General features: G+C 53.8%; 24 protein-coding genes, 2 pseudogenes and 1 other annotated feature. Of the genes and pseudogenes, 14 read left to right on the top strand and 12 right to left on the bottom strand.

The window, feature by feature from the left end:
• The first annotated feature begins 38 nt into the window (after window positions 1-38).
• The 5 genes from nrdR (at window position 39) to NI21_RS0107680 (ending at window position 3,966) form a co-directional block, all read left to right on the top strand.
• Window positions 39-500: a transcriptional regulator NrdR gene (nrdR, locus tag NI21_RS0107660; RefSeq protein ID WP_033125657.1), complete on the top strand. Its 462-nt coding sequence runs from the start codon at window positions 39-41 to the stop codon at window positions 498-500.
• Window positions 501-504: 4 nt separating this feature from the next.
• Window positions 505-1,743, top strand: a complete 1,239-nt coding sequence (locus NI21_RS0107665; RefSeq protein ID WP_033125658.1) for a threonine/serine exporter ThrE family protein — start codon at window positions 505-507, stop codon at window positions 1,741-1,743.
• A gap of 127 nt (window positions 1,744-1,870) precedes the next feature.
• Window positions 1,871-2,605 (top strand): tRNA pseudouridine(38-40) synthase TruA, encoded by a 735-nt coding sequence (truA, locus tag NI21_RS0107670; protein WP_033125659.1) that lies wholly within the window; start codon window positions 1,871-1,873, stop codon window positions 2,603-2,605.
• Window positions 2,606-2,626: 21 nt separating this feature from the next.
• Window positions 2,627-3,379 (top strand): exodeoxyribonuclease III, encoded by a 753-nt coding sequence (gene xth / locus NI21_RS0107675; RefSeq protein WP_033125660.1) that lies wholly within the window; start codon window positions 2,627-2,629, stop codon window positions 3,377-3,379.
• Window positions 3,380-3,426: 47 nt separating this feature from the next.
• Window positions 3,427-3,966, top strand: a complete 540-nt coding sequence (locus NI21_RS0107680; RefSeq protein WP_033125661.1) for an isochorismatase family protein — start codon at window positions 3,427-3,429, stop codon at window positions 3,964-3,966.
• A 43-nt stretch (window positions 3,967-4,009) separates the two neighbouring features.
• Here NI21_RS0107680 and ymfI read toward each other — a convergent pair whose 3' ends face one another.
• The 3 genes from ymfI to NI21_RS0107695 are packed head-to-tail and all read right to left on the bottom strand — an operon-like array spanning window position 4,010 to window position 6,226.
• The gene (gene ymfI, locus NI21_RS0107685; RefSeq protein ID WP_033125662.1) at window positions 4,010-4,756 is read right to left on the bottom strand and encodes an elongation factor P 5-aminopentanone reductase; all 747 of its coding nucleotides are present in this window, start codon (window positions 4,754-4,756) and stop codon (window positions 4,010-4,012) included.
• Between the two features lie 59 nt (window positions 4,757-4,815).
• Complete coding sequence (locus NI21_RS0107690) at window positions 4,816-5,016, bottom strand: hypothetical protein (RefSeq protein ID WP_138302850.1); 201 nt, start codon at window positions 5,014-5,016, stop codon at window positions 4,816-4,818.
• Window positions 5,003-6,226, bottom strand: coding sequence for a sugar MFS transporter (locus NI21_RS0107695; protein WP_369792780.1), 1,224 nt, complete (start codon window positions 6,224-6,226; stop codon window positions 5,003-5,005). The genes NI21_RS0107690 and NI21_RS0107695 overlap by 14 nt, the downstream gene beginning before the upstream one ends.
• A 115-nt stretch (window positions 6,227-6,341) precedes the next feature.
• On the opposite strand from NI21_RS0107695, the gene NI21_RS0107700 reads away from it, so the two are divergent.
• Both NI21_RS0107700 and NI21_RS0107705 read left to right on the top strand, forming a co-directional pair.
• Complete coding sequence (locus NI21_RS0107700; RefSeq protein ID WP_052084007.1) at window positions 6,342-7,232, top strand: AraC family transcriptional regulator; 891 nt, start codon at window positions 6,342-6,344, stop codon at window positions 7,230-7,232.
• Between the two features lie 174 nt (window positions 7,233-7,406).
• Window positions 7,407-7,943: an HD domain-containing protein gene (locus tag NI21_RS0107705; protein WP_033125665.1), complete on the top strand. Its 537-nt coding sequence runs from the start codon at window positions 7,407-7,409 to the stop codon at window positions 7,941-7,943.
• Window positions 7,944-8,019: 76 nt separating this feature from the next.
• On the opposite strand, the gene NI21_RS0107710 is transcribed toward NI21_RS0107705, so the two are convergent.
• The 6 genes and pseudogenes from NI21_RS0107710 to NI21_RS0107730 form a co-directional block, all read right to left on the bottom strand.
• Window positions 8,020-8,355 carry a hypothetical protein gene (locus NI21_RS0107710; RefSeq protein ID WP_033125666.1) on the bottom strand — a complete coding sequence of 112 codons (336 nt, stop codon included), beginning with the start codon at window positions 8,353-8,355 and terminating at the stop codon, window positions 8,020-8,022.
• Between the two features lie 31 nt (window positions 8,356-8,386).
• On the bottom strand, window positions 8,387-8,839 hold the full coding sequence (gene bcp, locus NI21_RS0107715; protein ID WP_033125667.1) for a thioredoxin-dependent thiol peroxidase: 453 nt from the start codon (window positions 8,837-8,839) through the stop codon (window positions 8,387-8,389).
• Window positions 8,840-8,923: 84 nt separating this feature from the next.
• A complete protein-coding gene (locus tag NI21_RS0107720; protein WP_052084008.1) occupies window positions 8,924-9,532 on the bottom strand; it encodes a helix-turn-helix domain-containing protein in 609 nt (202 codons plus the stop codon).
• Between the two features lie 165 nt (window positions 9,533-9,697).
• A pseudogene (locus NI21_RS17175) lies at window positions 9,698-9,781 on the bottom strand (DNA alkylation repair protein); the annotation flags it as partial.
• Between the two features lie 64 nt (window positions 9,782-9,845).
• Entirely contained in the window at window positions 9,846-10,211 is a 366-nt protein-coding gene (locus NI21_RS0107725) for a helix-turn-helix domain-containing protein (protein ID WP_033125668.1), read from the bottom strand.
• 113 nt (window positions 10,212-10,324) lie between these two features.
• Complete coding sequence (locus tag NI21_RS0107730) at window positions 10,325-11,140, bottom strand: DUF3658 domain-containing protein (RefSeq protein ID WP_033125669.1); 816 nt, start codon at window positions 11,138-11,140, stop codon at window positions 10,325-10,327.
• A gap of 372 nt (window positions 11,141-11,512) precedes the next feature.
• Here NI21_RS0107730 and NI21_RS0107735 point away from each other — a divergent pair, with 372 nt between their 5' ends.
• Window positions 11,513-12,322: a hypothetical protein gene (locus NI21_RS0107735; RefSeq protein ID WP_147581175.1), complete on the top strand. Its 810-nt coding sequence runs from the start codon at window positions 11,513-11,515 to the stop codon at window positions 12,320-12,322.
• Here NI21_RS0107735 and NI21_RS0107740 read toward each other — a convergent pair.
• The 3 genes from NI21_RS0107740 to NI21_RS0107750 form a co-directional block, all read right to left on the bottom strand.
• On the bottom strand, window positions 12,291-12,767 hold the full coding sequence (locus tag NI21_RS0107740; protein ID WP_033125670.1) for a GNAT family N-acetyltransferase: 477 nt from the start codon (window positions 12,765-12,767) through the stop codon (window positions 12,291-12,293). The genes NI21_RS0107735 and NI21_RS0107740 overlap by 32 nt on opposite strands.
• Window positions 12,764-13,093, bottom strand: a complete 330-nt coding sequence (locus NI21_RS0107745; protein ID WP_033125671.1) for a hypothetical protein — start codon at window positions 13,091-13,093, stop codon at window positions 12,764-12,766. The genes NI21_RS0107740 and NI21_RS0107745 overlap by 4 nt, the downstream gene beginning before the upstream one ends.
• A gap of 240 nt (window positions 13,094-13,333) precedes the next feature.
• Complete coding sequence (locus NI21_RS0107750; RefSeq protein ID WP_033125721.1) at window positions 13,334-13,678, bottom strand: TIGR04076 family protein; 345 nt, start codon at window positions 13,676-13,678, stop codon at window positions 13,334-13,336.
• A 145-nt stretch (window positions 13,679-13,823) separates the two neighbouring features.
• Here NI21_RS0107750 and NI21_RS17025 point away from each other — a divergent pair.
• The 6 genes and pseudogenes from NI21_RS17025 to NI21_RS0107780 all read left to right on the top strand — a co-directional run.
• Window positions 13,824-14,153: pseudogene (locus tag NI21_RS17025) on the top strand (Crp/Fnr family transcriptional regulator); the annotation flags it as partial.
• A 151-nt stretch (window positions 14,154-14,304) separates the two neighbouring features.
• Entirely contained in the window at window positions 14,305-14,493 is a 189-nt protein-coding gene (locus NI21_RS17030; protein WP_033125673.1) for a helix-turn-helix domain-containing protein, read from the top strand.
• 257 nt (window positions 14,494-14,750) lie between these two features.
• On the top strand, window positions 14,751-15,677 hold the full coding sequence (locus NI21_RS0107765) for a DUF1848 domain-containing protein (RefSeq protein WP_033125674.1): 927 nt from the start codon (window positions 14,751-14,753) through the stop codon (window positions 15,675-15,677).
• 23 nt (window positions 15,678-15,700) lie between these two features.
• Window positions 15,701-16,504 carry a protein-ADP-ribose hydrolase gene (locus NI21_RS0107770; RefSeq protein ID WP_033125675.1) on the top strand — a complete coding sequence of 268 codons (804 nt, stop codon included), beginning with the start codon at window positions 15,701-15,703 and terminating at the stop codon, window positions 16,502-16,504.
• A gap of 157 nt (window positions 16,505-16,661) precedes the next feature.
• Window positions 16,662-16,919 (top strand) — a binding site (T-box leader).
• Window positions 16,920-17,019: 100 nt separating this feature from the next.
• On the top strand, window positions 17,020-19,683 hold the full coding sequence (locus NI21_RS0107775) for a valine--tRNA ligase (RefSeq protein ID WP_033125676.1): 2,664 nt from the start codon (window positions 17,020-17,022) through the stop codon (window positions 19,681-19,683).
• A gap of 72 nt (window positions 19,684-19,755) precedes the next feature.
• Complete coding sequence (locus tag NI21_RS0107780; RefSeq protein ID WP_033125677.1) at window positions 19,756-21,969, top strand: LTA synthase family protein; 2,214 nt, start codon at window positions 19,756-19,758, stop codon at window positions 21,967-21,969.
• Window positions 21,970-21,971 lie beyond the last annotated feature (2 nt).

Below are 21,971 nucleotides of genomic sequence, written 5' to 3' on the forward strand. Positions count from 1 at the left end.
TACTTGTCTTAATATTTGAGAAAGGACGGAAGACCAAGATGAAATGCCCATATTGCAACCATCCGGATACGAGAGTCATCGACTCCAGACCGGCAGACGACGGTAATTCCATCCGCAGAAGGCGCTCCTGCGATGTATGCGGAAAGCGGTTTACCACCTATGAAAAAGTAGAGACTATCCCGCTGATCATTATAAAGAAGGACAACAACAGGGAGCAGTACAACCGCGGAAAGATCGAGACGGGCATCCTGCGGGCCTGCTACAAGAGGCCAGTGTCCGCAGCTGAGATACAGAAGTGCATCGACAGGGTGGAGACAAAGATATTCAGTCTGGAGGAGAAGGAGATCCCCAGCAGCGCTATCGGCGAGATCGTCATGGATGAGCTGAAGAAGCTGGATGAGGTGGCCTACGTCCGTTTCGCTTCGGTGTACAGGGAATTTAAGGATGTAAACACATTTATGGACGAGATTAAGAAAATACTGGACAGAGGAAATGCGTAAAACAATGGATTATCAGCGGATTTTGGAAGGCATACTGGACATTGGAGAGGCCATGCTCTGCAGCGGAGCGGAAAATTTCAGACTGGACGACACCATGTACCGGATGTGCAAAAGCTACGGCTTCAAGAGGTACGATGTGTTTGTCATCCCCAGCAACATCCAGATTACAGTGGAGACGCCGGAGGGGGAGATCCTCACCCAGATCCGGCACATCGAGTCCACGGGCATCAACTATGACCGGCTGGACTACATGAACAATCTGGCCAGATACGTGTGCGCCCACACGCCGGACGCGGATGAGCTGCACAGGAGGTATGTGGAGGTCATGAACCGGAAGGAGCAGCCGCTTTGGATCACCTACCTGGCGGGAGTCATGGGCGGCACCGGGTTCGCCGTCTTCTTTGGATGCGGGCTGACGGACGCGGTAGTGGCAGTGCTTGTGTCCCTCATGATCGTGTTTGTGGGAAACTGGCTTGGAAAGCGGGAGGACAATCTCCTGATATACAACTTAATCCTGGCCTTTCTGTCGGAGACGGTGATCATCGGCATGGATTTCCTGGGGATCGGCACCCACCCGGACCGGATCATGATCGGCATTGTCATGCTGCTCATCAGTGCCCTGAGCACCACGAACGGGATCCGGGAGATCCTGCAGAGAGATTTTCTCTCCGGTCTTATCAATATCATGAACTCTGTCCTGGGAGCGGCGGGCATTGCCTTTGGCATCGCCATCGCCATGCAGCTTCTTGGGGAGGGCGCCTACGACGGCTTCACGCTGAACCACAGCGTGCCCATCCAGCTTATCTCCTGTACCGTAGCCTGCGTGGGATTTGCCATGTGGTTCAAGATCCAGGGGAAGCAGGTGCTCTTTTCCGGCATCGGTGCTTTTTTCACCTGGGCTATCTACTGCCTGGTGTATGCGGTCTGGCCCAGCAACTTTGTGGCCACTATGGCAGGAGCTGTCTTTGTAGCGGCGTTTGCCTTCATCATGGCCAGGGTCAACAAGGCGCCGGCGACTATTTTCCTGACTGCGTCAGCCTTTCCGCTCATTCCCGGACCGAATCTCTACTATATGATGTACGGCTGGGTGAGCGGCGACAGTGTCCTGGCAAGCCAGGAGACAAGCGTGCTGCTTGAGACCTGCCTTGGCATTGCCCTGGGTTTCCTGATCGTGGACGTGGTGTCCAGGTGTGTCCTTTACGCGGTGAAGCGAGAGGGCTTCCGGGGAGAAAATATCATCTGACCCGGTGAGAAATAAATTGCGCATCCTACTGGAAAGTGCTATGATAAAAGAGGAAGCATATACAGCTTCTTCTTTTTTGATATGCAAATTTATTTTCAAGTTTTACAGATAGATCGGGTGTGTGTATATGAGAAACTATAAATTGACCATTGCCTATGACGGAAGCCGCTACCAGGGGTGGCAGCGGCAGGCCACGACGGACAATACGATCCAGTATATTATAGAGTGGAGCCTTGGAAGAATTGTGGGCTACCGGGTGCAGGTGGACGGCTCCGGACGGACGGACAGCGGCGTCCACGCCAGAGGGCAAGTGGCCAGCGTGAAGCTGTCCGGCCTCTACGACCCGGAGGAGCTGAAGGCTGCGCTAAACCGCTACCTCCCGGAGGATATCCGCATTCTCAAGGTGGAGCTGGTAAAGAATAATTTTCATGCGAGAAAAAGCGCCAAGGGAAAGAAATACGAGTACTATATAGACTGCAGGGAGAAGCCGGATGTGTTTTCCCGGCGCTACTGCTACCACTATCCGGAGAAGCTGGATATAGAGGCCATGCGGGATGCGGTGAAATACCTCATCGGCGTCAAGAATTTTGCCAGCTTCACGGACAACAAAGAGACAAACGATACAGTCCGCAGGATCTACAATATCAAGATCGTGCGTTCCGGGGAGAAGGTCAGGATCACCTACTACGGGTCCGGCTTCCTCTACCACATGGTCCGCATCCTGACAGGGACTCTGATCGAGATCGGGACAGGCAGGCGGGACGCCAGCAAGCTGCCGGTGGTCATCGCAGCGGAGGACCGCAGCCTGGCGGGATTTCTGGCGCCGGCCAGAGGGCTGTTCCTGCGGAAAGTGTATTATTAGACGACAAGGAGAACAGAGCATATGAAATTCATTTCCTGGAATGTGAACGGCCTGCGGGCCTGTGTGCAGAAGGGCTTTACAGACTTTTTCAAAGAGGTGGATGCGGATATTTTCTGCATCCAGGAGACAAAGCTGCAGGAGGGGCAGATCGACCTGGAGACGCCGGGCTACCATCAGTACTGGAACTATGCGGTGAAAAAGGGCTACTCCGGCACGGCTGTGTTTACAAAGGAGGAGCCTCTTAGCGTGTCCTGCGGCATCGGTATGGAGGAGCACGACCAGGAGGGGCGGGTCATCACCCTGGAGTACCCGGAATTTTACTTTGTCACTGTGTACACGCCCAACTCCCAGAACGAGCTGGCCAGGCTTTCCTACCGGATGCAGTGGGAGAGCGATTTCCTGGCCTACCTTAAGAGGCTGGAGGAGAAAAAGCCGGTGATCTTCTGCGGGGACCTGAATGTGGCCCACAGGGAGATCGACCTGAAAAATCCCAAGACGAACAGAAAGAACGCGGGATTTACAGACGAGGAGAGACAGAAATTTACGGAGCTTCTGGAGGCTGGGTTTATCGACACCTTCCGGTACTTCTACCCCGACAGGGAGGGGATTTATTCCTGGTGGTCCTACCGGTTCAAGGCCAGGGAGAAGAACGCAGGGTGGCGTATCGACTATTTCTGTGTGTCCAGATGTCTGGAGGACAGGCTGGAGGACGCCAAAATACTGACCGATGTGATGGGATCCGACCACTGTCCCGTGGAGCTGGATCTGAAATAGCAGGGAAAAGAGAGAAAAAGAAAAGTAAGGGAAAGAGGCGGGCGAATATGAGGATTGAGAGAGAACACGCGGCGGCAGTTGTCATTGATTACCAGGAGAAGCTGATTCCTGCCATGGACAGGAAGGAGACGCTCATAGAGAACTCCTCCATCCTGCTGGCGGGTCTTCGCGCGCTGGGCATCCCCATGGTGTTCACCCAGCAGTACACAAAGGGGCTGGGCAGTACAGTGAGGGAGCTGACCCAGGCTGCGGGGACGGAAGAATTTGTGGAGAAGATCCGCTTCAGCGCCTGGCAGGATGTGGTCAGCAGCCATCCCTGGATACAGGGGAAAAAGTACATTATCCTCTGCGGCGTGGAGTCCCATATCTGCGTGCTGCAGACCCTGATAGATCTGCGTGCCGCAGGCTTTGTGCCCGTGCTGGTGACAGACTGCGTTTCCAGCAGGAAGAGGACAGACTATGAGACGGCTCTGATCCGGGCCAGGCAGGAGGGGGCTATCCTCACCACATACGAGGCGCTGCTCTTTGAGCTGCTTGAAAAGGCCGGTACAGAGGAGAGCAAGAAGATCCAGCGGCTTGTGAAATAGGAAAGACAAAAGAAAAGGGAGGGTATATCTGATCTGTTCCGGATCAGATATACCCTCCGTCTATTCCGATGATTTGCCCGGTCATGTAGGCCGGGGCATGGGCGGTCTGCCACACAAGGTCCGCTGCCTCCCGGGGCGTCCCGAACCTTCCGGCGGGGATCTCCTCCTCCAGCGCCTCCCGCTCCACGGGGGAGAGCCAGGAGTTCATAGATGTGTCGATGACCCCGCAGGCGATGGCGTTGACCTGGATGTTGCTGGGGGCCAGCTCCTTTGCCAGGGCCCGGGTCAGGCCGTGGATCCCGGACTTGGCGGCCGAGTAGGCGGCCTCGCAGGAGGCGCCCACTGTCCCCCACATGGAGGAGATGTTGATGATCCGCCCTTTTTTGCGCGTCACCATGGGCGGGACGGCGCTGCGGCAGCAGTAGAAGACAGAGGACAGGTTGGTGTCCAGCATTCTCTGCCACTCCAGGTCCGTCATGTCGGTGAGGAGCCCGGTGTGGGAAATGCCGGCATTGTTCACCAGCACGTCCAGACGGGGACAGAGCTGATAAATTTTCTTAAAGATCTGCCGGACCTCCTCCGGGTTTCCCACGTCCCCGGGGACAAGCGTGCACTGGCCGGGGAGCTGCTCCTGGATTTCCTGCCAGACCTTCTCCAGCTCCTCCAGCGAGGAGCGGCAGTTGAGAAAGACGTGCCACCCCTCCTCGGCAAAGCGGAGGGCGCAGGCGCGGCCGATGCCCCTGGAGGCTCCTGTGACGAGTACGTATTTTACAGACTGTGTTGCAGACATGAACATTCTCCTTTTGTCTTTATCGTTTCTCCCATTTTACACCAGAGTATACCTGCTGTCTACCTGTCCGGGCAGGCGCGTATTTTCAGTCCGCTTTCTTCTGTGCATACAAAGCAGCTCTCGTACATGCCGCCAATGTTTTTAGGTTCATAGAGAACGTCCAGACCTGTTTCTATCATGTCAATGGTCAGCGCATTTACCTCCTCTGTGCTTTCTACAGAAAATACGATAAAAATAAATCCATCCTTACGCTTTTCCAAGGACAGCATCCCTTTCATTGCTGCATTTCACCTCCGGCCTTTTTGCAAGCACGATCCCTGCTGACAGAAGGAGCGGGAACAGTACGCCTGCTAAAATACCTATTCTCAGATCGTTATCCATAGCGTCTGAGACAAGGCCCACCAGCGTGGGGCCTCCTGAGCATCCGATATCCCCGCCAAGGGCCAGCAGCGCAAACATAGCTGTCCCGCCTTTTGGAAGAGAGGCGGCCGCCTTGCTGAAGGTACCCGGCCACATGATCCCCACAGACAGGCCGCAGACAGCGCAGGCGGCCAGACTGAGCTGGGGAACCGGAAGGAGGGAGATCCCCAGGTAGGATACAATACACAGAAGCCCGCTTGCGGCCATAAAGCGCTCCAGGTTGATCCGGTGTCCGTATTTTCCGTAAAACAGACGTGACAGCCCCATCAGCAGGGCAAATGCCATCGGGCCGGCCAGGTCCCCGGCGCTTTTGGAGATGCCTAGGCCCTTCTCGGCAAATACGGATGCCCACTGGCTCACCGCCTGTTCACTTGCCCCGGCGCACACCATCATGACAAGCAGGACCCAGAACAGCTTGTTTTTAAAAAGTGAGCCCGGCGTCATTTCGCTTTCACCGTCCTCAAGCAGGGGAGCCATGGGAACCCTTGTAAAGGCGAAAGCGTTGCAGATGGGCAGAAAAGCCCAGGCCAGCGCCAGGAACTTCCAGTTTTCCATGCCCGCCAGATGGAAAAAGAGGGTGGATACGAGCACGACTCCCGCATAGCCCCAGCAGTAGAAGGAATGCAGCATACTCATGGTTTTTTCTTTGTGGCCGGTGGGGCAGGCTTCCACGACTGGGCTGACAAGTACTTCCAGCAGCCCGCCGCCGACTGCGTAGACCATGACGGAGATCAGTATGCCGGCAAACGGTACCGGCAGCAGGTCCGGCAGAACGGTGAGAAGGATCAGGCCTGCGGCTGAAAAAATGTGTGCCGCAACCATGGAGGCCCGGTATCCTATCCTGTCTGCGAATCTGACGGACAGAAGATCGACCAGGAGCTGTATCCCGAAATTAAAAGTTACAAGCAGCGTGATCTGAGAGAGGGGGATATGATAGGTTTCCTGAAACAGTAAAAAAAGAAGCGGCGCGAAATTATTGACAACAGCCTGGACGATGTAGCCCGTGAAGCAGGCTGCAATGGTTTTGTTATACTGATTTTTTATTCTCATTTTGTCTCCTCCTGTTCTGAATATGGATTATATCATATAGAGAATGCCAAATCATTGAATATAATTGCTTTTATATGGTACAATATCACAAAATGAGATGAATCGGAGGATGAGTATGGATCATTGCGTGACAGTTACGGACGAAACGCTCCGGGAAACGGCAGTCCATGGAAGCAGCGGTTATCCGTTTGCCTATTATCCGGAAAATATCTGGCAGTTTGACTTCCACCGGATAGACTGGCACTGGCACCATGAGGTGGAATTTATATATTTTTCTGAAGGAAGTGTATTCTGTTTTGCCGGGGAAGACCGGATAGAGATGCGGCAGGGAAGCGGGATCTTTATCAACAGCGGCGTGCTGCACCGATTTGAAGCGCAGGAGAGCGCATGGGCGCCCAACATCGTCTTTTCCCCGTATCTTCTTGCGGCAGAAGACACTTTTGTCTACCATAAGTACATCATGCCTGTCATCAGCTCATCTGTCCCTTACCAGGTTCTGGAGCCGCAGACAGGCTGGCAGGAACAGATCCTGCAGATCCTCCTGCAGATTTTTGATCTTCAGGAGACAGGGGAGGACTGCGAATTGTCCACTGTGAGAATGCTTCTGGAAATATGGGAGCTGCTGGCAGGGAATATGGATCTGCCGGCGGGCGGTTCCCGGCTTCGCCGCCTGACCCACAAACAGGCTAAACTGCAGACCATGATGCAGTTCATCCACGATCACTATATGGAAGAAATAACGCTTGAACAGATTGCCGCGTCTGCCTCTTTGAGCAAAAGCGGCGCCCTGCACATTTTCCGGTCAGGAATACATATATCCCCGGTGGCTTATCTCATCCGCCACAGGCTGGCACAGGCGGCAGAGCAGCTTCAGGCAACCCAGAAGTCCATATCTTCCATTGCCGCGGATACGGGATTTTCGGATGCCGGCTATTTTTGCAGGAAATTCAGGCAGCAGTATCATATGAGCGCCAGTGCGTACCGACAGAAAAAATGGGGAAAATGACTGCGTCAGGGAAAATCTGGAGGAGGGGTTTAAATTTTACAAGGGAGTTGCTATTTCTGTCCACTGATGCTATGATGTAGGCATGATTCAGACAAGCGATATTTGCCGAGAGAGGAGATTTTAAAGGAAATTATCATTAGCGATGGAAGCAGAGGATGAAAAAGAGGTATGAATATGATCGACAGGGCAATTGAATTTGCGACGAAGGCTCATGAAGGGCAGTTCCGGAAGGGGACAAGGCGTCCCTATATCGTGCACCCCATTGAGGTGAAGGAGATCGTGTCCACTATGACCCGGGATGAGGAAGTGATCAGTGCCGCGGTACTCCACGACACAATTGAGGACTGTAAGGGAGTGACCAGGGAGGTGCTGGCGCTGGAGTTCAGTCCCAGGGTGGCGGCCATGGTGGCCGGAGAGAGCGAGGATAAGTCCAGGACCTGGATGGAGAGGAAGACCGCAACGATCCAGTCCATTGGGAACGCTCCCAGGGAAGTGCAGATGATCGGGCTTGCAGATAAATTGTCCAATATGCGTGATATCGACCGGGATTACCCCAAGGTGGGCGAGGAGCTCTGGAACCGCTTCCGGATGAAAGATAAGAAAATGATCGGCTGGTACTACAAGGGTGTCCGGGATGCCCTTGCGAAGGACTTTCAGAAGGAACCGGTATTCCAGGAGTACTGCCGGCTGATCCGGAAGAATTTCGATTAGAAGCATAGCAAGAGGGCCGGATATGCGGGATGTGACGCCTGCATATCCGGCCCTAATGATTTATCTGTCAGCTCTTCTACCCGCGCAGCTTCCTTTGAAGGACAGCCCTGAAAACACACCCCAGTCCAAGCCCCATATATCCGTCCGCCAGGTACCAGAGGGCGTGGGAAAGGGCAGTGGCATTGTAGTGGATGGGAACTGTGGGCAGAAACAGGGCGCACACGAGAAGCGGATAGGCATACTTGAAAGGCGTCCGGGACAGAGCACCCAGAAGAAGAGACAGAAGAAAGGAGGAGAACAGCAGGACAACCACCAGTCCCATCATATCAGTGGGGCCGGCGGTCAGGGGAAACAGATAAAACATGACAGCCTGTATCGCAGTGATCACAAGCTCTTTCCTGTACTTTTTCATTGTCCTGCCCTCCTTTCCGGGACGGGGGAGACTACAGCTCTGCCAGCATCTGGGCCGGATTGTCGGCTGCCTTCACCTTTCCGAAGGCTTTGACGATGGTGCCCTCCTCATCGATCAGGTAGGTAGTGCGCACCACGCCCATGGTCTTCCTCCCGTACATATTTTTCTCCTTCCACACATCGTAGGCCTGGATGCAGGTGAGCTCCGGGTCAGAGAGCAGTGTGAAGGGAAGGCCGTATTTTTCCTCAAATTTCTTGTGGGAGGCCACGCTGTCCTTGCTGACGCCAAGGACGACAGCGCCCTTTTCGGCAAACTGGGGATAGAGATCCCCGAAGCCGCAGGCCTGCTTGGTACAGCCGGGAGTGTTGTCCTTGGGATAAAAATAGAGGATGACCTTCTTTCCCCTGTATTCCTCCAGCGTGTGCATGTCTCCGTTCTGGTCCGGCAGAGAAAATGCCGGCGCCTTTGTTCCGATTTCTAACATAGTGGTTCCTCCTTTAGTCTGAAATTTTATTCTGAAATGAAAGGGATCCCTCAGCTTGCGCAGGGAAGGTGTCCATGCGAAGCCTTATGATCCTATGTCTGTATCCCTTTCTTTTTCAGGAGCGGTGTTTTCCTCTCTGACGAGACTGACCCGCAGAAAGCTTTCTTTTACTTTGGCGGCATACTGCAGCTCATAGAACGTCTTTCCCTCCAGCATGGCCTGTGAGATAGCTTCTGTCTCCCTCTGGACATCCGCCCCGTGGGCATACCAGCCGAGCATGGTTCTGTTCTCGCCCCAGAAGGAGGAGCTGTCCACTCCGAAAAGGGCAAAATGAGGTACGTCCGGGCGGGTGGACACACGCATGGACATTACCTTATAGCAGTTGACCAGCTGTTTGCCGTCATGGCTGCGGATCATGATCTTGCCCGTGGACACTGGTGTGGGGGCGGGCTGTGACTGACCATCAGGAGCGGTGCCTGGATGCTCCGGGCTGTCAGACTGGTCTGAAACAAGATAGTCCAGGGAGACCTTCAGTATCCGGGAGAGGGATATCATTTTCTCCATCTCCGGGTATCCGTTTCCCTGCTCCCAGCGGGAAATAGCCTGCCTGCTGACGTGTAGCTGCTCGGCCAGCTCCTCCTGGGAAATCTTTCTTTCTTTTCTTACTGTGCGAAGATTTTCACCAAAGCTCATAGGGGTGCTTCCTTATATGTATGATATGCTGTCAGAGCCGGCCGCTTCCATGTGCGGCTGGCATTCGTGGTATGCCTGGATTATAGCGGAAATGCCCTGAGCAGGCCACCAACCCTGGCTTGCAGAAGCGCAACCTGGGGTTGCATCTTATATATCAGAGGCATATCAGAGGTATTTTGATCCCTCCCGGATGCTCAGACTGTCCATCTTCGCCTCATAGGTGCGGATAAAGTCTCTCACCCACTCAGGATCCGTCTGTCCTCCTGTCCCTCAAATTTCTTTTTGATGGCGAGATATTTTTCCGTGTTCCGGTTCATTTCTGCACCTCCCGCAGCAGATCCTCTGGCTCCACTCCAAACAGCTTTGCCAGGGCAATGAGGTTGGTGGTGGTGGGCTCTGAGGTTCCATTTTCCCATTTGGACACAGCCTGCCTGCTGATGCCCAGCGCCTGGGCCACGAATTCCTGGGTCATTCCCCTGTCCGTGCGGTGCTTCTTCAGCACTTCGCCAAGAGATTTTCTTGTCCTGGCCGTTTCCGGGTTCACATTGCCGGACCGGATGTATTTCCTTAGGGCCTTCACGACCAAAATGAAGAGATAGACGCCGCCCACAAAGCTTCCAAGGACAAAGATGAGATTAAAAAATGCAATGACAACAGATAATGAGGATAAAATTTCCATATATGCTCCCTCCTTTTGATAGAAACAGCATAGCATGTATGTGCAGTTGCCTCTATCAACCCGGGCGCAACTTTGCGGTTGCGCGCAAAATTTCTGTGTCCTTGGCCTCCGGGTCAGGCTCTGCAGATTGTCCTTGCGTACTTTTTTTCGGAGTCTTGGGTTACCCTTATCTTTCCCTGTTCTATGAATGTGTCAATCCTTTGGGCATACCACCAGTCGTAGGTCCCCACCGGGTATTTCCCCAGGATATTCCCGATGAGAAAGGCCTGCTTTAGGGGCTTGTCGGTGAGCTCCCTCCATATAAGAAAATCATAGAACTCTTCAGGGACGCTGAGCAGGTTCCCGTTGATGACAGCGCGAAGAGGGGCGTTTTCCCCTCGCAGTTCTTCCCACAGCAGCGCGTACATTTCCCGTTCTGAAGAGGAAAGCGGTCTTTCCAGAGGCAGAAAGTGCCGGAATTCATCGTGGGAGACCTCGGCCCAGCTCCGGCAGGATACAATGCGGCTGCCGTTTGCCCTGCATCTTGGAAGCTCTACTGCGGAGACGGGATTTTTGTAAGACTTCATCCAAGCGCAGAGGAAGCAGAGACCACAGAGGGAGTAGGGGCTGTGACTGTACCAGATCCTAACAGCCCGGCCCTGCCTTAGATATTCTTCCAGCCGGGCCAGCTGGCGGATGTAAGAGGCGCCGGCTTTCTTTAGCTCCCGGCAGGCCGCCTCGTCATGCCCATCCTGGTCCTGGCTGTACATGGAGAAGATCAGCTCCTGCCGGTAGGAGCTGTCCATCGCTTCCTGGATATCGCCGATGTCCAGCATGAAGGCAAGGCATATGACCGTGTCCGGTTCGCCCTCCTCTGCCGGGAGTGCGCAGATGGTTTTGGCATATTTCATGCAGGCAGCGTCGCTCTCGCCAAACAAAATGTCAATCATGATCTGCCTCCTCTTTCGTATCCTTCTCATTGCCTGTAGTATTATCCATAGTGTATCATCTCTGCCCCCCAGTGTCTATTATTTCCACAAAATCGTTTTCATAAATTTGTGCAATGTGTCCTATTGCCATCCGCGTCTGTTTTCTATATAATGTAAACCATCTACAGAGGAAATCTTTTCTCTGAGGCTGCTTGGCAGCCATTCTTATTTATGATCATCCGGCGTTTGTCCGGGGCGGGTTCCGCCACATGAAATTCCTTTTTTTGAAGTCTGCAGACAGGTGAAAAGGTTGCAGTCCGTTGTTTTTATGTCTATAATGGAGGTGTGACATCTTTATGTGCACGACGAAAAAAGTAAATATGATAAATGTGGATGACTCAGAATATCCCACTGCTGACCGGGAGTACAAGAAATGTGCTCTATCTTTCCATGAAAAACGACATTTCCTTCCTTGTCAGCGGCACATTGAACCTGTACGAGCATCAGAGCACCTACAATCCCAATATGCCCATGCGGGGTGTGCTGTACTTTGCAAAGCTGTACGGGAAGATCATTGCCCGGGACAACATCAATATCTACAGCTCCAGCCCCAAGAAGTTCCCCCTTCCCCAGCACATCGTGTTTTACAATGGGACGAGAGACCAGCCGGACCGGACAGTCCTGCGGCTCTCCGACCTTTTTGAGAGGTGTGGGGAGGGAAAGACCCCGGCGCTGGAATGTACTACAGTGATGCTGAACATCAACTACGGCCACAACCGGGCTCTTATGGAGAAGTGCCGGCGGCTGGAGGAGTACGCCATCTTTGTGGATAGGGTGCGGAGGAACTTGGAGACAGCAGGGCCTCTGGAGGAGGCGCTCATGCAGACTATTGACGACTGCATCCAGGACGGAATTCTGAGGGACATCCTGATCCAGCAGAAGGCGGAGGTGATGCAAATGATACTGGAGACGTTTGACAAGGAAAGCTATGAAAAGGCTGTAAAGAGCGAGGCCTACGAGGACGGCTACCAGGCCGGAATGGATGAGGGCTACCAGGCCGGGAAAGAGTCTGTGCTGAAGGAACAGGTAAAGAAAAAGCTGTCCAGGGGAAAGACAGCACAGGAAATCGCGGAGGATTTAGAGGAGAGCCTTGAGACGGTGGAAGAGCTGATCACTCAGCTTTCCGACAAGGCTTCTCCATAGTGTAGTTCGTCAGCTGGATACCGCAGCGCTCCACGGTCTGTTCTTTTATAACGCGGTATCCTCTTTTTTCAAAAAAAGGCTTTGCGGTGATGGAAGCGTGGGTTGTAAACCGGGCACAGAGAAGCTCCGGGGAGAGGTAGGACTCCAGGCGGTCGCAGATGGCAGTGGCTATGCCCTGGCGCTGAAAATCCTTATGCACATAGAGGCGGTCCAGGTAGCCGGCGTTGTCCATATCGCCAAATCCGGTGATGATACCGGCTTCCTCCGCAATAATAGTGTGGTGGGCCAGGAGCGTGGCCTGCCACCTTTCCATATCCAGCTCCTGTGGAGCCCACGCATCCAGCTGCTTGGGGGTGTAATCCCGGGCGCAGACCGCGTGGACCGTATCATGGAACAGGCGGATGACGGCGGCAAGGTCGTTTGAGGTATATGCTCTGTAAATCATAGGTCTTTTCTCAGAACCTCCTTTGGCGGCTCGATCTCATTGGCCAGCGTGTGCTCGGTGAGCTCAGACAGGAGACGGAGCTTTTTGTTCAGCATGGGCCTCATGCAGTTGGGGACATGCTCCTGGTGTGCCCTGTGTATGGCCACGCATTCCTTGCAGTTGCCGTGATAGCGGCACGCCTTTTTGCAGGGGCAGTGATCCTTATCTTTGTATTCCTCTCTGAACTGAGCGGCAAATTCTTCCTGGAGCTTCAGGCCTTCGGCCCGATTTCCCCTGTGAAACTCTCTCATTGCTTCCAGCTCTTTTGGATTGTTTTCTATGATCATAGGTTCCTCCTGAAATAATGGGGCTTATTTGCGGCTGCTGTTATCTTACAGGGGACAGTGTATCACTGCCCCCTGGGAATGTCCACATTTTTCAGGAAATTACTGAAGGGAATTCACTACAGGTCGATCCTGTAGTACTGGGAAAGTCTTCCCTTTTCCTATCTGTCACACTCACAGACCAGCCTGCCGCCCTGCCTGCGTTTCCTGGCCGGTCATAGGGGTACCTCCCGTTCTACCTATCTACCTGACGGGCGTGTAGTCAATCTCTGACTCTTCCTCAGTGGCCTCCAGCTTGAAGATGACAGGACGCAGTCCGTCATTGCAGGAGACAATGGCGACGCCCGGTTTTCTGATCCAGTCTCCGTAGTAGAAGAGATCCTTCCCGGCACCGTGGGCCAGGGCGAATACATACTGGTAGATGGCCTTCCAGGCCTCATCGCACATGCCATCAGGCTTTGCGTAGTCCGCATAGAAGACCTGGCCTGCCTTCAGCATGGGACAGGGGGTCAGTCCCTCAATGCCGTACTCATCGGCCAGCTCCTTGTCAAGAGTGGTTTTCAGAACAGTGATCTTTACGCGTTTCATCATCAAATATTACCTCCGTTTTTATGCTTTTTTGATGGCCTCTGCCGCGGCGCTAGGAGCGGACAGGATCAGACCTTGCAGGCGGACGCCGGAATGTATTATTATGAAATTATCTTAAAACGCAGTCCAGAAAGGGGGAGCTGCCATGCAGACGCCCAGATATATTTTTGCAGATGATTTTTCTGCATTTGAAACCTTTTTTAAGTCTGTTCCGGGGAGACGGTGTTCCTTTAAAAAGGGAGACAGTCTGTGGGCACCGGGACAGCCCTTCTCGCCGGTCTATTACATCCTGTCCGGGCTGGCCCTGACCTGCATCCACCACGAGGAGGGGCACAGGAAGATCCTCTCCTTTCACGGAAAAGGAACCGTTTTCCCGGTCTATCACAGCAATCGGTTTAAAATAGAAAAATCCATTGTCACCCAGGCCCTGGAGGATGTGGAAGCGCTGGAATTTTCCCCGTCCCAGTTCCGCCGCATGATGGAAGAAAGGTTTCCTCTCACAGAGACGGTCATTGACTGGTATGCATCCTACGTCAATCTGCTCCTCTATGAGACGGCGCACCAGGAATACAACAGCGCCTTCATAAAGCTATGCAACCTGCTCTATCTCCTGGCAGAGAGAGGAGATGGAGGCGGGCCCAGTGATTTATCTGAGCCAGGAGGAGTTGGCGGATATCCTTGCTGCCAACCGGGTCAATCTTTCCAGAAATCTCTCTCGTCTCCGGCAGGAGGGCATTATTGCCACAGGACGGAAGCAGATCCGCATCCTCCGGCCGGACCTGCTGGCAGCCCACTGCTCCAGCGAGACGCTGTGACAGCGGAACACAGCCGTCCGGCTCCCGCTGTTCCGGATATTACATTATTATTGCACATGATTATCATACACGAGATCAGAAGGATTGTCTGTAGTCCAGGCTACAGAGAGTACTCTGATTTTTCTGTCATTCAAAAACGGGATGTGCTATAATTGATGATGTATGATGCGGGGCAAAAATCCATGCATTTTTGGTGGTATGCAGACGGCATGTGACGATGCGGCTACGTGCGGACCCCGCAGTGCCAGGGAGGACTTATGATCATCAGCGCAAGCAGGAGGACCGACATTCCTGCCCTGTATCCGGAGTGGTTCATGAACCGGCTGCTGGCAGAGGAAGTCCTGGTCCCCAATCCCTACAACAGAAAAAAGGTGAGCCGTATCCGCCTTACGCCTGAGGTGGTGGACTGCTTTGTGTTCTGGACGAAAAATCCGGAGCCAATGCTGCCCTATCTGAGGATGATCGACAGGCTGGATTACCGGTATTATTTTCAGATGACGATCACGGACTATGAGAAGGACATTGAGCCCCATCTGCCGTCCACGGAGGAGTCCATTGCCACCTTTATCCTTCTGAGCCAGCGGCTGGGGAAAAACAGGGTGGATTTCCGCTTTGATCCCATCCTCCTGACGGAGAAATATACCATTGACTACCACCTGGAGAAATTCGACATGATGTGCGAGTGGCTGCATCCCTATACGACCCGTTGCATTTTCAGCTTTGTGGACTCCTACAGAGGAAGCCCTTTCCGTGAGCTGGAGGATGAAGAGAAGATCACGCTGGCGGAGGGGCTTGCAAAGATTGCCGACCGATACGGCCTGCCCCTGTACACCTGTGCGGAGAAGATCGATCTGGAGAAGTACGGCATCCGCCATGCTGCCTGTATTGACAAAGAAAAGATAAGGGAGATCATCGGATACAAGCTGGATCTGAAGAAGGACAGGGGACAGAGGAAGGAGTGCGGCTGCTGCGAGAGCATAGATATCGGCATGTACGACACCTGTGTCCACGGATGCCACTACTGCTACGCCACGGCCAGCCTTGCCAGCGCAAAGAGCAGGAGGGATGAGCACGATCCAAAGTCCCCCATTCTGATCGGGCATCTGCAGGGGGATGAGACGATCACAGACAGGGAAGTGGAGTCCAGCAGGGACATTCAGCTGTCGCTGTTTGATTTTATGTGAAAATGATTTTTTGGAGGAAGGCCATGAACCGTTCTGAGAAAGTATCCTGGCTGATCCGGGAGCTGAAAAAAGAAAATCCAGGCTATGAGGTCATCCGGGAGCCGGTGAACGAGACAGAGAAGAGAAGGCTTCTGCGAAGCCTTATGAACGTGCGGTGGCCCGGTGGAGTGAGCCCTGAGTTCCTGCGGGTGCAGGATGAGCTGCTTCAGGAGGAGCTGGAGGAGAAGGGGATCACAGATGGAGGGGCGCTGCCGGTGATCCGGGAGCAGTATCCCTGCACGGCTGTAAAGAACGACGACCGCATCGTGCTCTGGAGAGGAGACATTACCACTCTGGCTGTGGACGCTGTAGTCAACGCGGCCAACTCTCAGATGCTGGGATGCTTTGTGCCATGCCACGGCTGTATCGACAATGCCATCCACTCGGCGGCGGGCGTCCAGCTCCGGAACGAGTGCGCGGAGCTGATGGAGGCCCAGGGTCATGAAGAGCCTGTGGGAAGGGCAAAAATCACAGGGGGCTACAATCTGCCTGCCAGGCATGTGATCCACACGGTAGGGCCTGTGGTGGGCGTGGAGGTGACGGAGAAGCAGAAGGCGGAGCTGGCATCCTGCTACAGGAGCTGCCTGAAGCTGGCGGAGAAGAGCGGCCTCAAATCGGTGGCCTTCTGCTGCATCTCCACAGGGGAGTTCCATTTTCCAGGTAAGCTGGCAGCCCGGATCGCTGTGGAGGCGATCGACCGATATTTGTCCGGCTCCAGGCTTGAGCGAGTGATAATTGATGTGTTTAAGGAGGAGGATCTGCATATTTATCAGAAGATTTTCCGGTAATTGTGTGAAAAAACAGGTTACTTATCCCCCGGATTGAAATAAGTTATCCACATCTGTGGTGGATAAGTGGGTCATCCCAGTTCTTAAGAGTTTATGAAAATTCAGTGAATTCCTTGACAAAACTACACTGTCTGGCTATGATTATGAATAGTTTATGAAAAAGGCGGAGAAGAAGAGGAGTACGCAGGTGTTACCGCTCCATGAAAGAGAGGGCTGCTCGTGGGCTGAGAGGCGGCCTGGAGAAGGGACTGCGGAAGGTAGCTTTGGAGCCGGATGGCCGAATGGCGGGCAGATACAGGCAGCAGGTAAGTCATCCCGGAGTCGTTCACGTTACAGAATAAGAGAAGATGTATGGAGGAGTTTCTTCCATATTAAATAAAGGTGGTACCGCGGACAGATAGAATTCGCCCTTTACGTTTCAGTGAGGGGTGATTTTTTATTCAATAATAACCCTTCACCGCATCAGTTACATGAGCTGCGCAGCAGCCGGAAGAATGATTATGAGGAGGAAGAACATGAGTCAGAACCTGGAGAAGACCTACAATCCAAAAGAGATCGAACCAAAGCTATACGACAAGTGGTGCGAGAAAAAATATTTCCACGCGGAAGTGGACAGGAGCAGAAAGCCCTTTACAACGGTGATGCCGCCACCGAACATTACCGGAAAGCTGCACATGGGCCACGCTCTTGACAACACCCTGCAGGATATCCTGATCCGCTATAAGAGGATGCAGGGCTACAACGCCCTCTGGATCCCGGGAACAGATCACGCTGCTATCTCCACGGAGGTGAAGGTGACCAACCAGCTGAAAGAGGAAGGCATTGACAAGAAGGAGCTGGGACGGGAGAAGTTCCTGGAGCGCACCTGGCAGTGGAAGGAAGAATATGCGGGAACCATCGAGGCGCAGCTGAAGAAGCTGGGCGTCTCCTGCGACTGGGACAGAGAGCGGTTCACCATGGACGAGGGCTGTTCCAAGGCAGTGGAGGAGGTTTTCATCAGCCTGTATGAGAAAGGCTATATCTATAAAGGCTCCAGGATCATCAACTGGTGCCCGGTGTGCAAGACATCCCTCTCCGACGCGGAGGTAGAGCATGAGGAGCAGGAGGGACATTTCTGGCACATCAAGTATCCCATCGTGGGAACTGACGATTACCTGGAGATTGCGACCACACGTCCGGAGACCATGCTGGGAGACACAGCCATCGCGGTACATCCGGATGACGAGCGCTACAAAGACCTTGTGGGCAAAAAATGTCTGCTCCCTCTGACTGACAGGGAGATCCCCATTGTGGCGGACTACTATGTGGATAAGGAGTTCGGAACCGGAGCGGTGAAGATCACGCCGGCCCACGACCCCAACGACTTTGAGGTCGGAAAGCGCCACAATCTGCCTGAGATCAATATCATGAACGACGACGCCACCATCAATGAGCAGTATGGTGGAAAATACGCAGGCATGGACCGCTACGAGGCCAGAAAGGCCATGGTGAAGGATCTGGAGGAGCAGGGATACCTTGTGAAGGTAGAGCCCCATTCCCACAACGTGGGAACCCATGACCGCTGCCACACCACAGTGGAGCCTCTCATCAAGCAGCAGTGGTTTGTGAAGATGGACGAGCTGGCAAAGCCGGCCATCGAGGCGGTCAAGAACGGCGACCTGAAGTTTGTGCCGGAGCGGTTTGACAAGATCTATCTGCACTGGCTGGAAAATATCCGCGACTGGTGCATTTCCCGTCAGATCTGGTGGGGACACCGGATTCCGGCCTACTACTGCGACGAGTGCGGCGAGGTAGTGGTGTCAAGAGGCATGCCTGAAAAATGCCCGAAGTGCGGCTGCACCCATTTCACACAGGATGAGGACACGCTGGATACCTGGTTCAGCTCCGCCCTGTGGCCCTTCTCCACTCTGGGATGGCCCGAGAAGACCGAGGATCTGGACTACTTCTATCCGACAGACGTGCTCGTGACAGGCTACGATATTATTTTCTTCTGGGTGATCCGTATGGTATTTTCCGGGTATGCCCATACTGGAAAGTGCCCCTTCCACACTGTGTTTATCCACGGTCTTGTGCGGGACTCCCAGGGACGCAAGATGAGCAAGTCCTTAGGAAACGGTATTGACCCGCTGGAGATCATTGACCAGTACGGAGCCGACGCCCTGAGAATGACTCTTGTGACAGGAAATGCCCCCGGAAACGACATGCGCTTCTACAATGAGAGAGTGGAGGCCAGCCGTAACTTTGCCAATAAAGTGTGGAACGCTTCCAGGTTCATCCTCATGAATATGGAGGGCAAGGAAATCACAGAGCCGGATCTCCTTAAGCTGCTTCCCGCTGACCGCTGGATCCTTTCCAAGTGCAATAAGCTGATCCGGGAAGTGACGGAGAACATGGATAAATTCGAGCTGGGCATTGCCCTCCAGAAGGTGTACGACTTTATCTGGGATGAGTTCTGCGACTGGTATATCGAGTTTGTAAAACAGAGAATGTACAATGCCAAGGAAGATCCTGAGTCCGCGGGCATGGCTCTCTGGACTCTGAGAGAAGTGCTGAAGAACGCGCTGAAGCTGCTCCATCCCTTCATGCCCTTTGTGACAGAGGAGATCTACAGCAAGCTCATTCCCCAGGAGGAGTCTCTGATGATGTCCGACTGGCCGCAGTATAAAGAGGAGTGGGAGTTCCCCCAGGCGGAGAATGTGGTGGAGCACTTAAAGCTCCTGGCCAGCGGTGTGAGAAACATCCGGGCGGAGATGAACGTGCCTGCCGGCAGAAAGATCAAGATCTACGTGGTGAGCCAGGATCAGGAGCTGCTGACCGGCTTCCAGATGCTGAAGGACGCTGTGCAAAGGCTCACAAACGCATCGGAATTTATTGCGCAGCAGGACAAGTCGGGCATTGCGGAGGATGCCATCTCTGTGGTGGTTCCGGATGCGACTGCCTACCTGCCGCTTGAGGATATGATCGACTTTGACCAGGAGCTGGAGCGCCTCACAAAGGAGGAGGCCCGCCTGACAAAGGAGATCGCCCGCTCTAACGGTATGCTGGGCAACGAGAGGTTTGTCAGTAAGGCGCCGGCTGCCAAAGTGCAGGAAGAAAGAGAAAAGCTGGAAAAATATGAGCAGATGATGGCTCAGGTAAAAGACCGTCTCGCCTCTCTGAAAGAGAAGATATCCAGGTAAGCGGCATCCGGGCGGCAATGCCGGGAGATTGCAGGGAGCAGATGAACCACAGGGAAAAGGAAAGGGATGACAATGAAAAAAATTCACTTGAAAAAGCCGGATATCAGAGGCACCCTTTATAAAATCAGACATTTGAAAAAAGAAGATATCAAGGCGTGGCACCGCGCGAGAAAGGAGCGCCGGGAGAGGATCCTGGAGGCCCGGCGCAACGGGCCCTTTGCCCGGAAAATGAAGCCGGTCTACGCGTTCATGAACCGCTTTTCGCTGGTGTTCCATGCCCTGCTGGCGTGTCTGATCAATTTTGTCATAGAAGCGATCTCCAGGCACTCTGCCTTTGAGGCCTGGGACTATATGGTGGGATCGCCCCTCGTATTTCTATACAATGCCTTTATGATTTTTATGACCTTCACGGTCGTGTACCTGGTGAGGAGGCGGGTCTTTGCCCGCATTGTCATCAGCGTGCTCTGGCTGGTGCTGGGTGTGGCCAACGGCTATATGCTGATGGTCCGGGTGACGCCCTTCAATGCCCAGGACCTGAAGGCCGCGGGAGAGGGACTGGCTCTGATCAACAACTATTTTGAACCAATGGAGCTGGTACTGGTGATCGTGGGCCTTGCGGCTGTCATCGTGTGGAGCGTGTCCATGTGGAGGCGGGGCGGCCAGTTTGAGGGAAAGATGCACCGCGTCCTGGCGCTCATTGGCGTGGTGGTGTGCTTCGGAGCCTACACGTTCATTTCCCAGGTGGCTCTGGACAAGAGGGTGGTGTCCAATTATTTTGGAAACATTGCCTTCGCCTATGAGGACTACGGACTCCCCTACTGCTTTATGGCCAGCCTTTTCAACACAGGCATTGACGAGCCCAACGGCTACAGCCGGGAGACCATGGAGGCCATCAGTAATAACGGGGAGATCACAAAGAACGAGACTGGCCGGTCCCAGGAGGATCTGCCGAACGTGATCTTCATTCAGCTGGAGTCCTACTTTGACGTGGCCGAGGCGGAGTTCTTTACCACCTCCGAGGATGCCACTCCCAATCTCCACGCCATGGCTCAGAAGTATTCATCCGGCTATTTCAAGGTGCCCTCTGTGGGTGCCGGGACGGCCAACACAGAGTTCGAGGTGCTTACGGGCATGAACATGCGGTACTTCGGACCGGGTGAGTATCCCTACAAGACGATTGTAAAGTTCCAGCCCACGGAGAGCGCGGCTACCGCCTTTTCCGCTCTGGGCTACGGGACTCATGCTCTTCACAACAACGGAGGCAATTTCTACAGCCGGGCCAGAGTGTACAATATGATGGGCTTTGACACCTTCACCAGCAAGGAGTTCATGAACATCCTCCAGACCACGGAAAACGGATGGGCCAAGGACGAGGTGCTCATCGACAACATCCTGGAAGCCATGGATACCACGGAGCAGGAGGACTTTGTGTTCGGAGTCAGTGTCCAGGGACATGGAGATTACCCGGAGGAGCAGGTCATCGAGAACCCGAAGATCAAGGTGGAGGGCATCGAGGACGAGGCCCTCAAGAATAAATGGGAGTACTATGTGAACCAGGTCTACGAGATGGACAAGTTTGCCGGGGATCTGGTAGCTGCCATCGAGAAGAGGGGAGAGCCCACAGTCATCGTGTTTTACGGGGACCATCTCCCCACTATGGGGCTGGAGGCGGAGGATCTAAAGAGCCGCTACCTCTACAATACAAACTATGTGATCTGGGACAATATCGGTCTTGCCAAGGAGGACAGGAATATTCCCTCCTATCAGATCATGGCGGATGTGATGGAGCGTCTGGACATCCATTCCGGAACAGTCTTCAACTATCATCAGGAGCGCCGCCAGACAAGGAATTATCTGGCCGACCTGGAGCTTCTCCAGTACGATATCATGTACGGGGAGCAGTATGTCTATAACGGAAACCCGCCTATCACGGAGGGCCACATGCAGATGGGCGTGAAGGACGTGGAGATCACGGATCTGGTGCCCAAGCTGGACGAGGGCTACAGCCTCTACGGAGAGAATTTTACAAAGAACAGCAGGGTCTATGTGAACGGGGAGAGGCAGAAGAGCACCTTCCTGAACAACACAAGGATCGAGCTGCCGGAGACGACTCTGGAGAACGGGGACGTGGTGACAGTCAGCCAGGTGGGATCCAGCAACACTATTTTCCGCACCTCCTGCCAGTATATTTACCAGGATGGCACCCTGACCAAGGTGCCGGGGACGGGAAGCGCGGATCAGGAGGGTGTATCCTGGCTTGCGGCAAACGGAGAAGAGGAAGAGTAGAC

Origin of the sequence: Eubacterium sp. ER2 (assembly GCF_000765215.1) — a bacterium.
Lineage (GTDB): Bacteria > Bacillota > Clostridia > Lachnospirales > Lachnospiraceae > Claveliimonas > Claveliimonas intestinigallinarum.

Bases quoted from the DNA above. Each gene is read 5' to 3' on its own strand.
- nrdR (WP_033125657.1), top strand. From the start codon at position 39: ATGAAATGCCCATATTGCAACCATCCGGATACGAGAGTCATCGACTCC.
- NI21_RS0107665 (WP_033125658.1), top strand. From the start codon at position 505: ATGGATTATCAGCGGATTTTGGAAGGCATACTGGACATTGGAGAGGCC.
- truA (WP_033125659.1), top strand. From the start codon at position 1,871: ATGAGAAACTATAAATTGACCATTGCCTATGACGGAAGCCGCTACCAG.
- xth (WP_033125660.1), top strand. From the start codon at position 2,627: ATGAAATTCATTTCCTGGAATGTGAACGGCCTGCGGGCCTGTGTGCAG.
- NI21_RS0107680 (WP_033125661.1), top strand. From the start codon at position 3,427: ATGAGGATTGAGAGAGAACACGCGGCGGCAGTTGTCATTGATTACCAG.
- ymfI (WP_033125662.1), bottom strand. From the start codon at position 4,756: ATGTCTGCAACACAGTCTGTAAAATACGTACTCGTCACAGGAGCCTCC.
- NI21_RS0107695 (WP_369792780.1), bottom strand. From the start codon at position 6,226: ATGAGAATAAAAAATCAGTATAACAAAACCATTGCAGCCTGCTTCACG.
- NI21_RS0107700 (WP_052084007.1), top strand. From the start codon at position 6,342: ATGGATCATTGCGTGACAGTTACGGACGAAACGCTCCGGGAAACGGCA.
- NI21_RS0107705 (WP_033125665.1), top strand. From the start codon at position 7,407: ATGATCGACAGGGCAATTGAATTTGCGACGAAGGCTCATGAAGGGCAG.
- NI21_RS0107710 (WP_033125666.1), bottom strand. From the start codon at position 8,355: ATGAAAAAGTACAGGAAAGAGCTTGTGATCACTGCGATACAGGCTGTC.
- bcp (WP_033125667.1), bottom strand. From the start codon at position 8,839: ATGTTAGAAATCGGAACAAAGGCGCCGGCATTTTCTCTGCCGGACCAG.
- NI21_RS0107720 (WP_052084008.1), bottom strand. From the start codon at position 9,532: ATGAGCTTTGGTGAAAATCTTCGCACAGTAAGAAAAGAAAGAAAGATT.
- NI21_RS0107725 (WP_033125668.1), bottom strand. From the start codon at position 10,211: ATGGAAATTTTATCCTCATTATCTGTTGTCATTGCATTTTTTAATCTC.
- NI21_RS0107730 (WP_033125669.1), bottom strand. From the start codon at position 11,140: ATGATTGACATTTTGTTTGGCGAGAGCGACGCTGCCTGCATGAAATAT.
- NI21_RS0107735 (WP_147581175.1), top strand. From the start codon at position 11,513: ATGACTCAGAATATCCCACTGCTGACCGGGAGTACAAGAAATGTGCTC.
- NI21_RS0107740 (WP_033125670.1), bottom strand. From the start codon at position 12,767: ATGATTTACAGAGCATATACCTCAAACGACCTTGCCGCCGTCATCCGC.
- NI21_RS0107745 (WP_033125671.1), bottom strand. From the start codon at position 13,093: ATGATCATAGAAAACAATCCAAAAGAGCTGGAAGCAATGAGAGAGTTT.
- NI21_RS0107750 (WP_033125721.1), bottom strand. From the start codon at position 13,678: ATGAAACGCGTAAAGATCACTGTTCTGAAAACCACTCTTGACAAGGAG.
- NI21_RS17030 (WP_033125673.1), top strand. From the start codon at position 14,305: ATGGAGGCGGGCCCAGTGATTTATCTGAGCCAGGAGGAGTTGGCGGAT.
- NI21_RS0107765 (WP_033125674.1), top strand. From the start codon at position 14,751: ATGATCATCAGCGCAAGCAGGAGGACCGACATTCCTGCCCTGTATCCG.
- NI21_RS0107770 (WP_033125675.1), top strand. From the start codon at position 15,701: ATGAACCGTTCTGAGAAAGTATCCTGGCTGATCCGGGAGCTGAAAAAA.
- NI21_RS0107775 (WP_033125676.1), top strand. From the start codon at position 17,020: ATGAGTCAGAACCTGGAGAAGACCTACAATCCAAAAGAGATCGAACCA.
- NI21_RS0107780 (WP_033125677.1), top strand. From the start codon at position 19,756: ATGAAAAAAATTCACTTGAAAAAGCCGGATATCAGAGGCACCCTTTAT.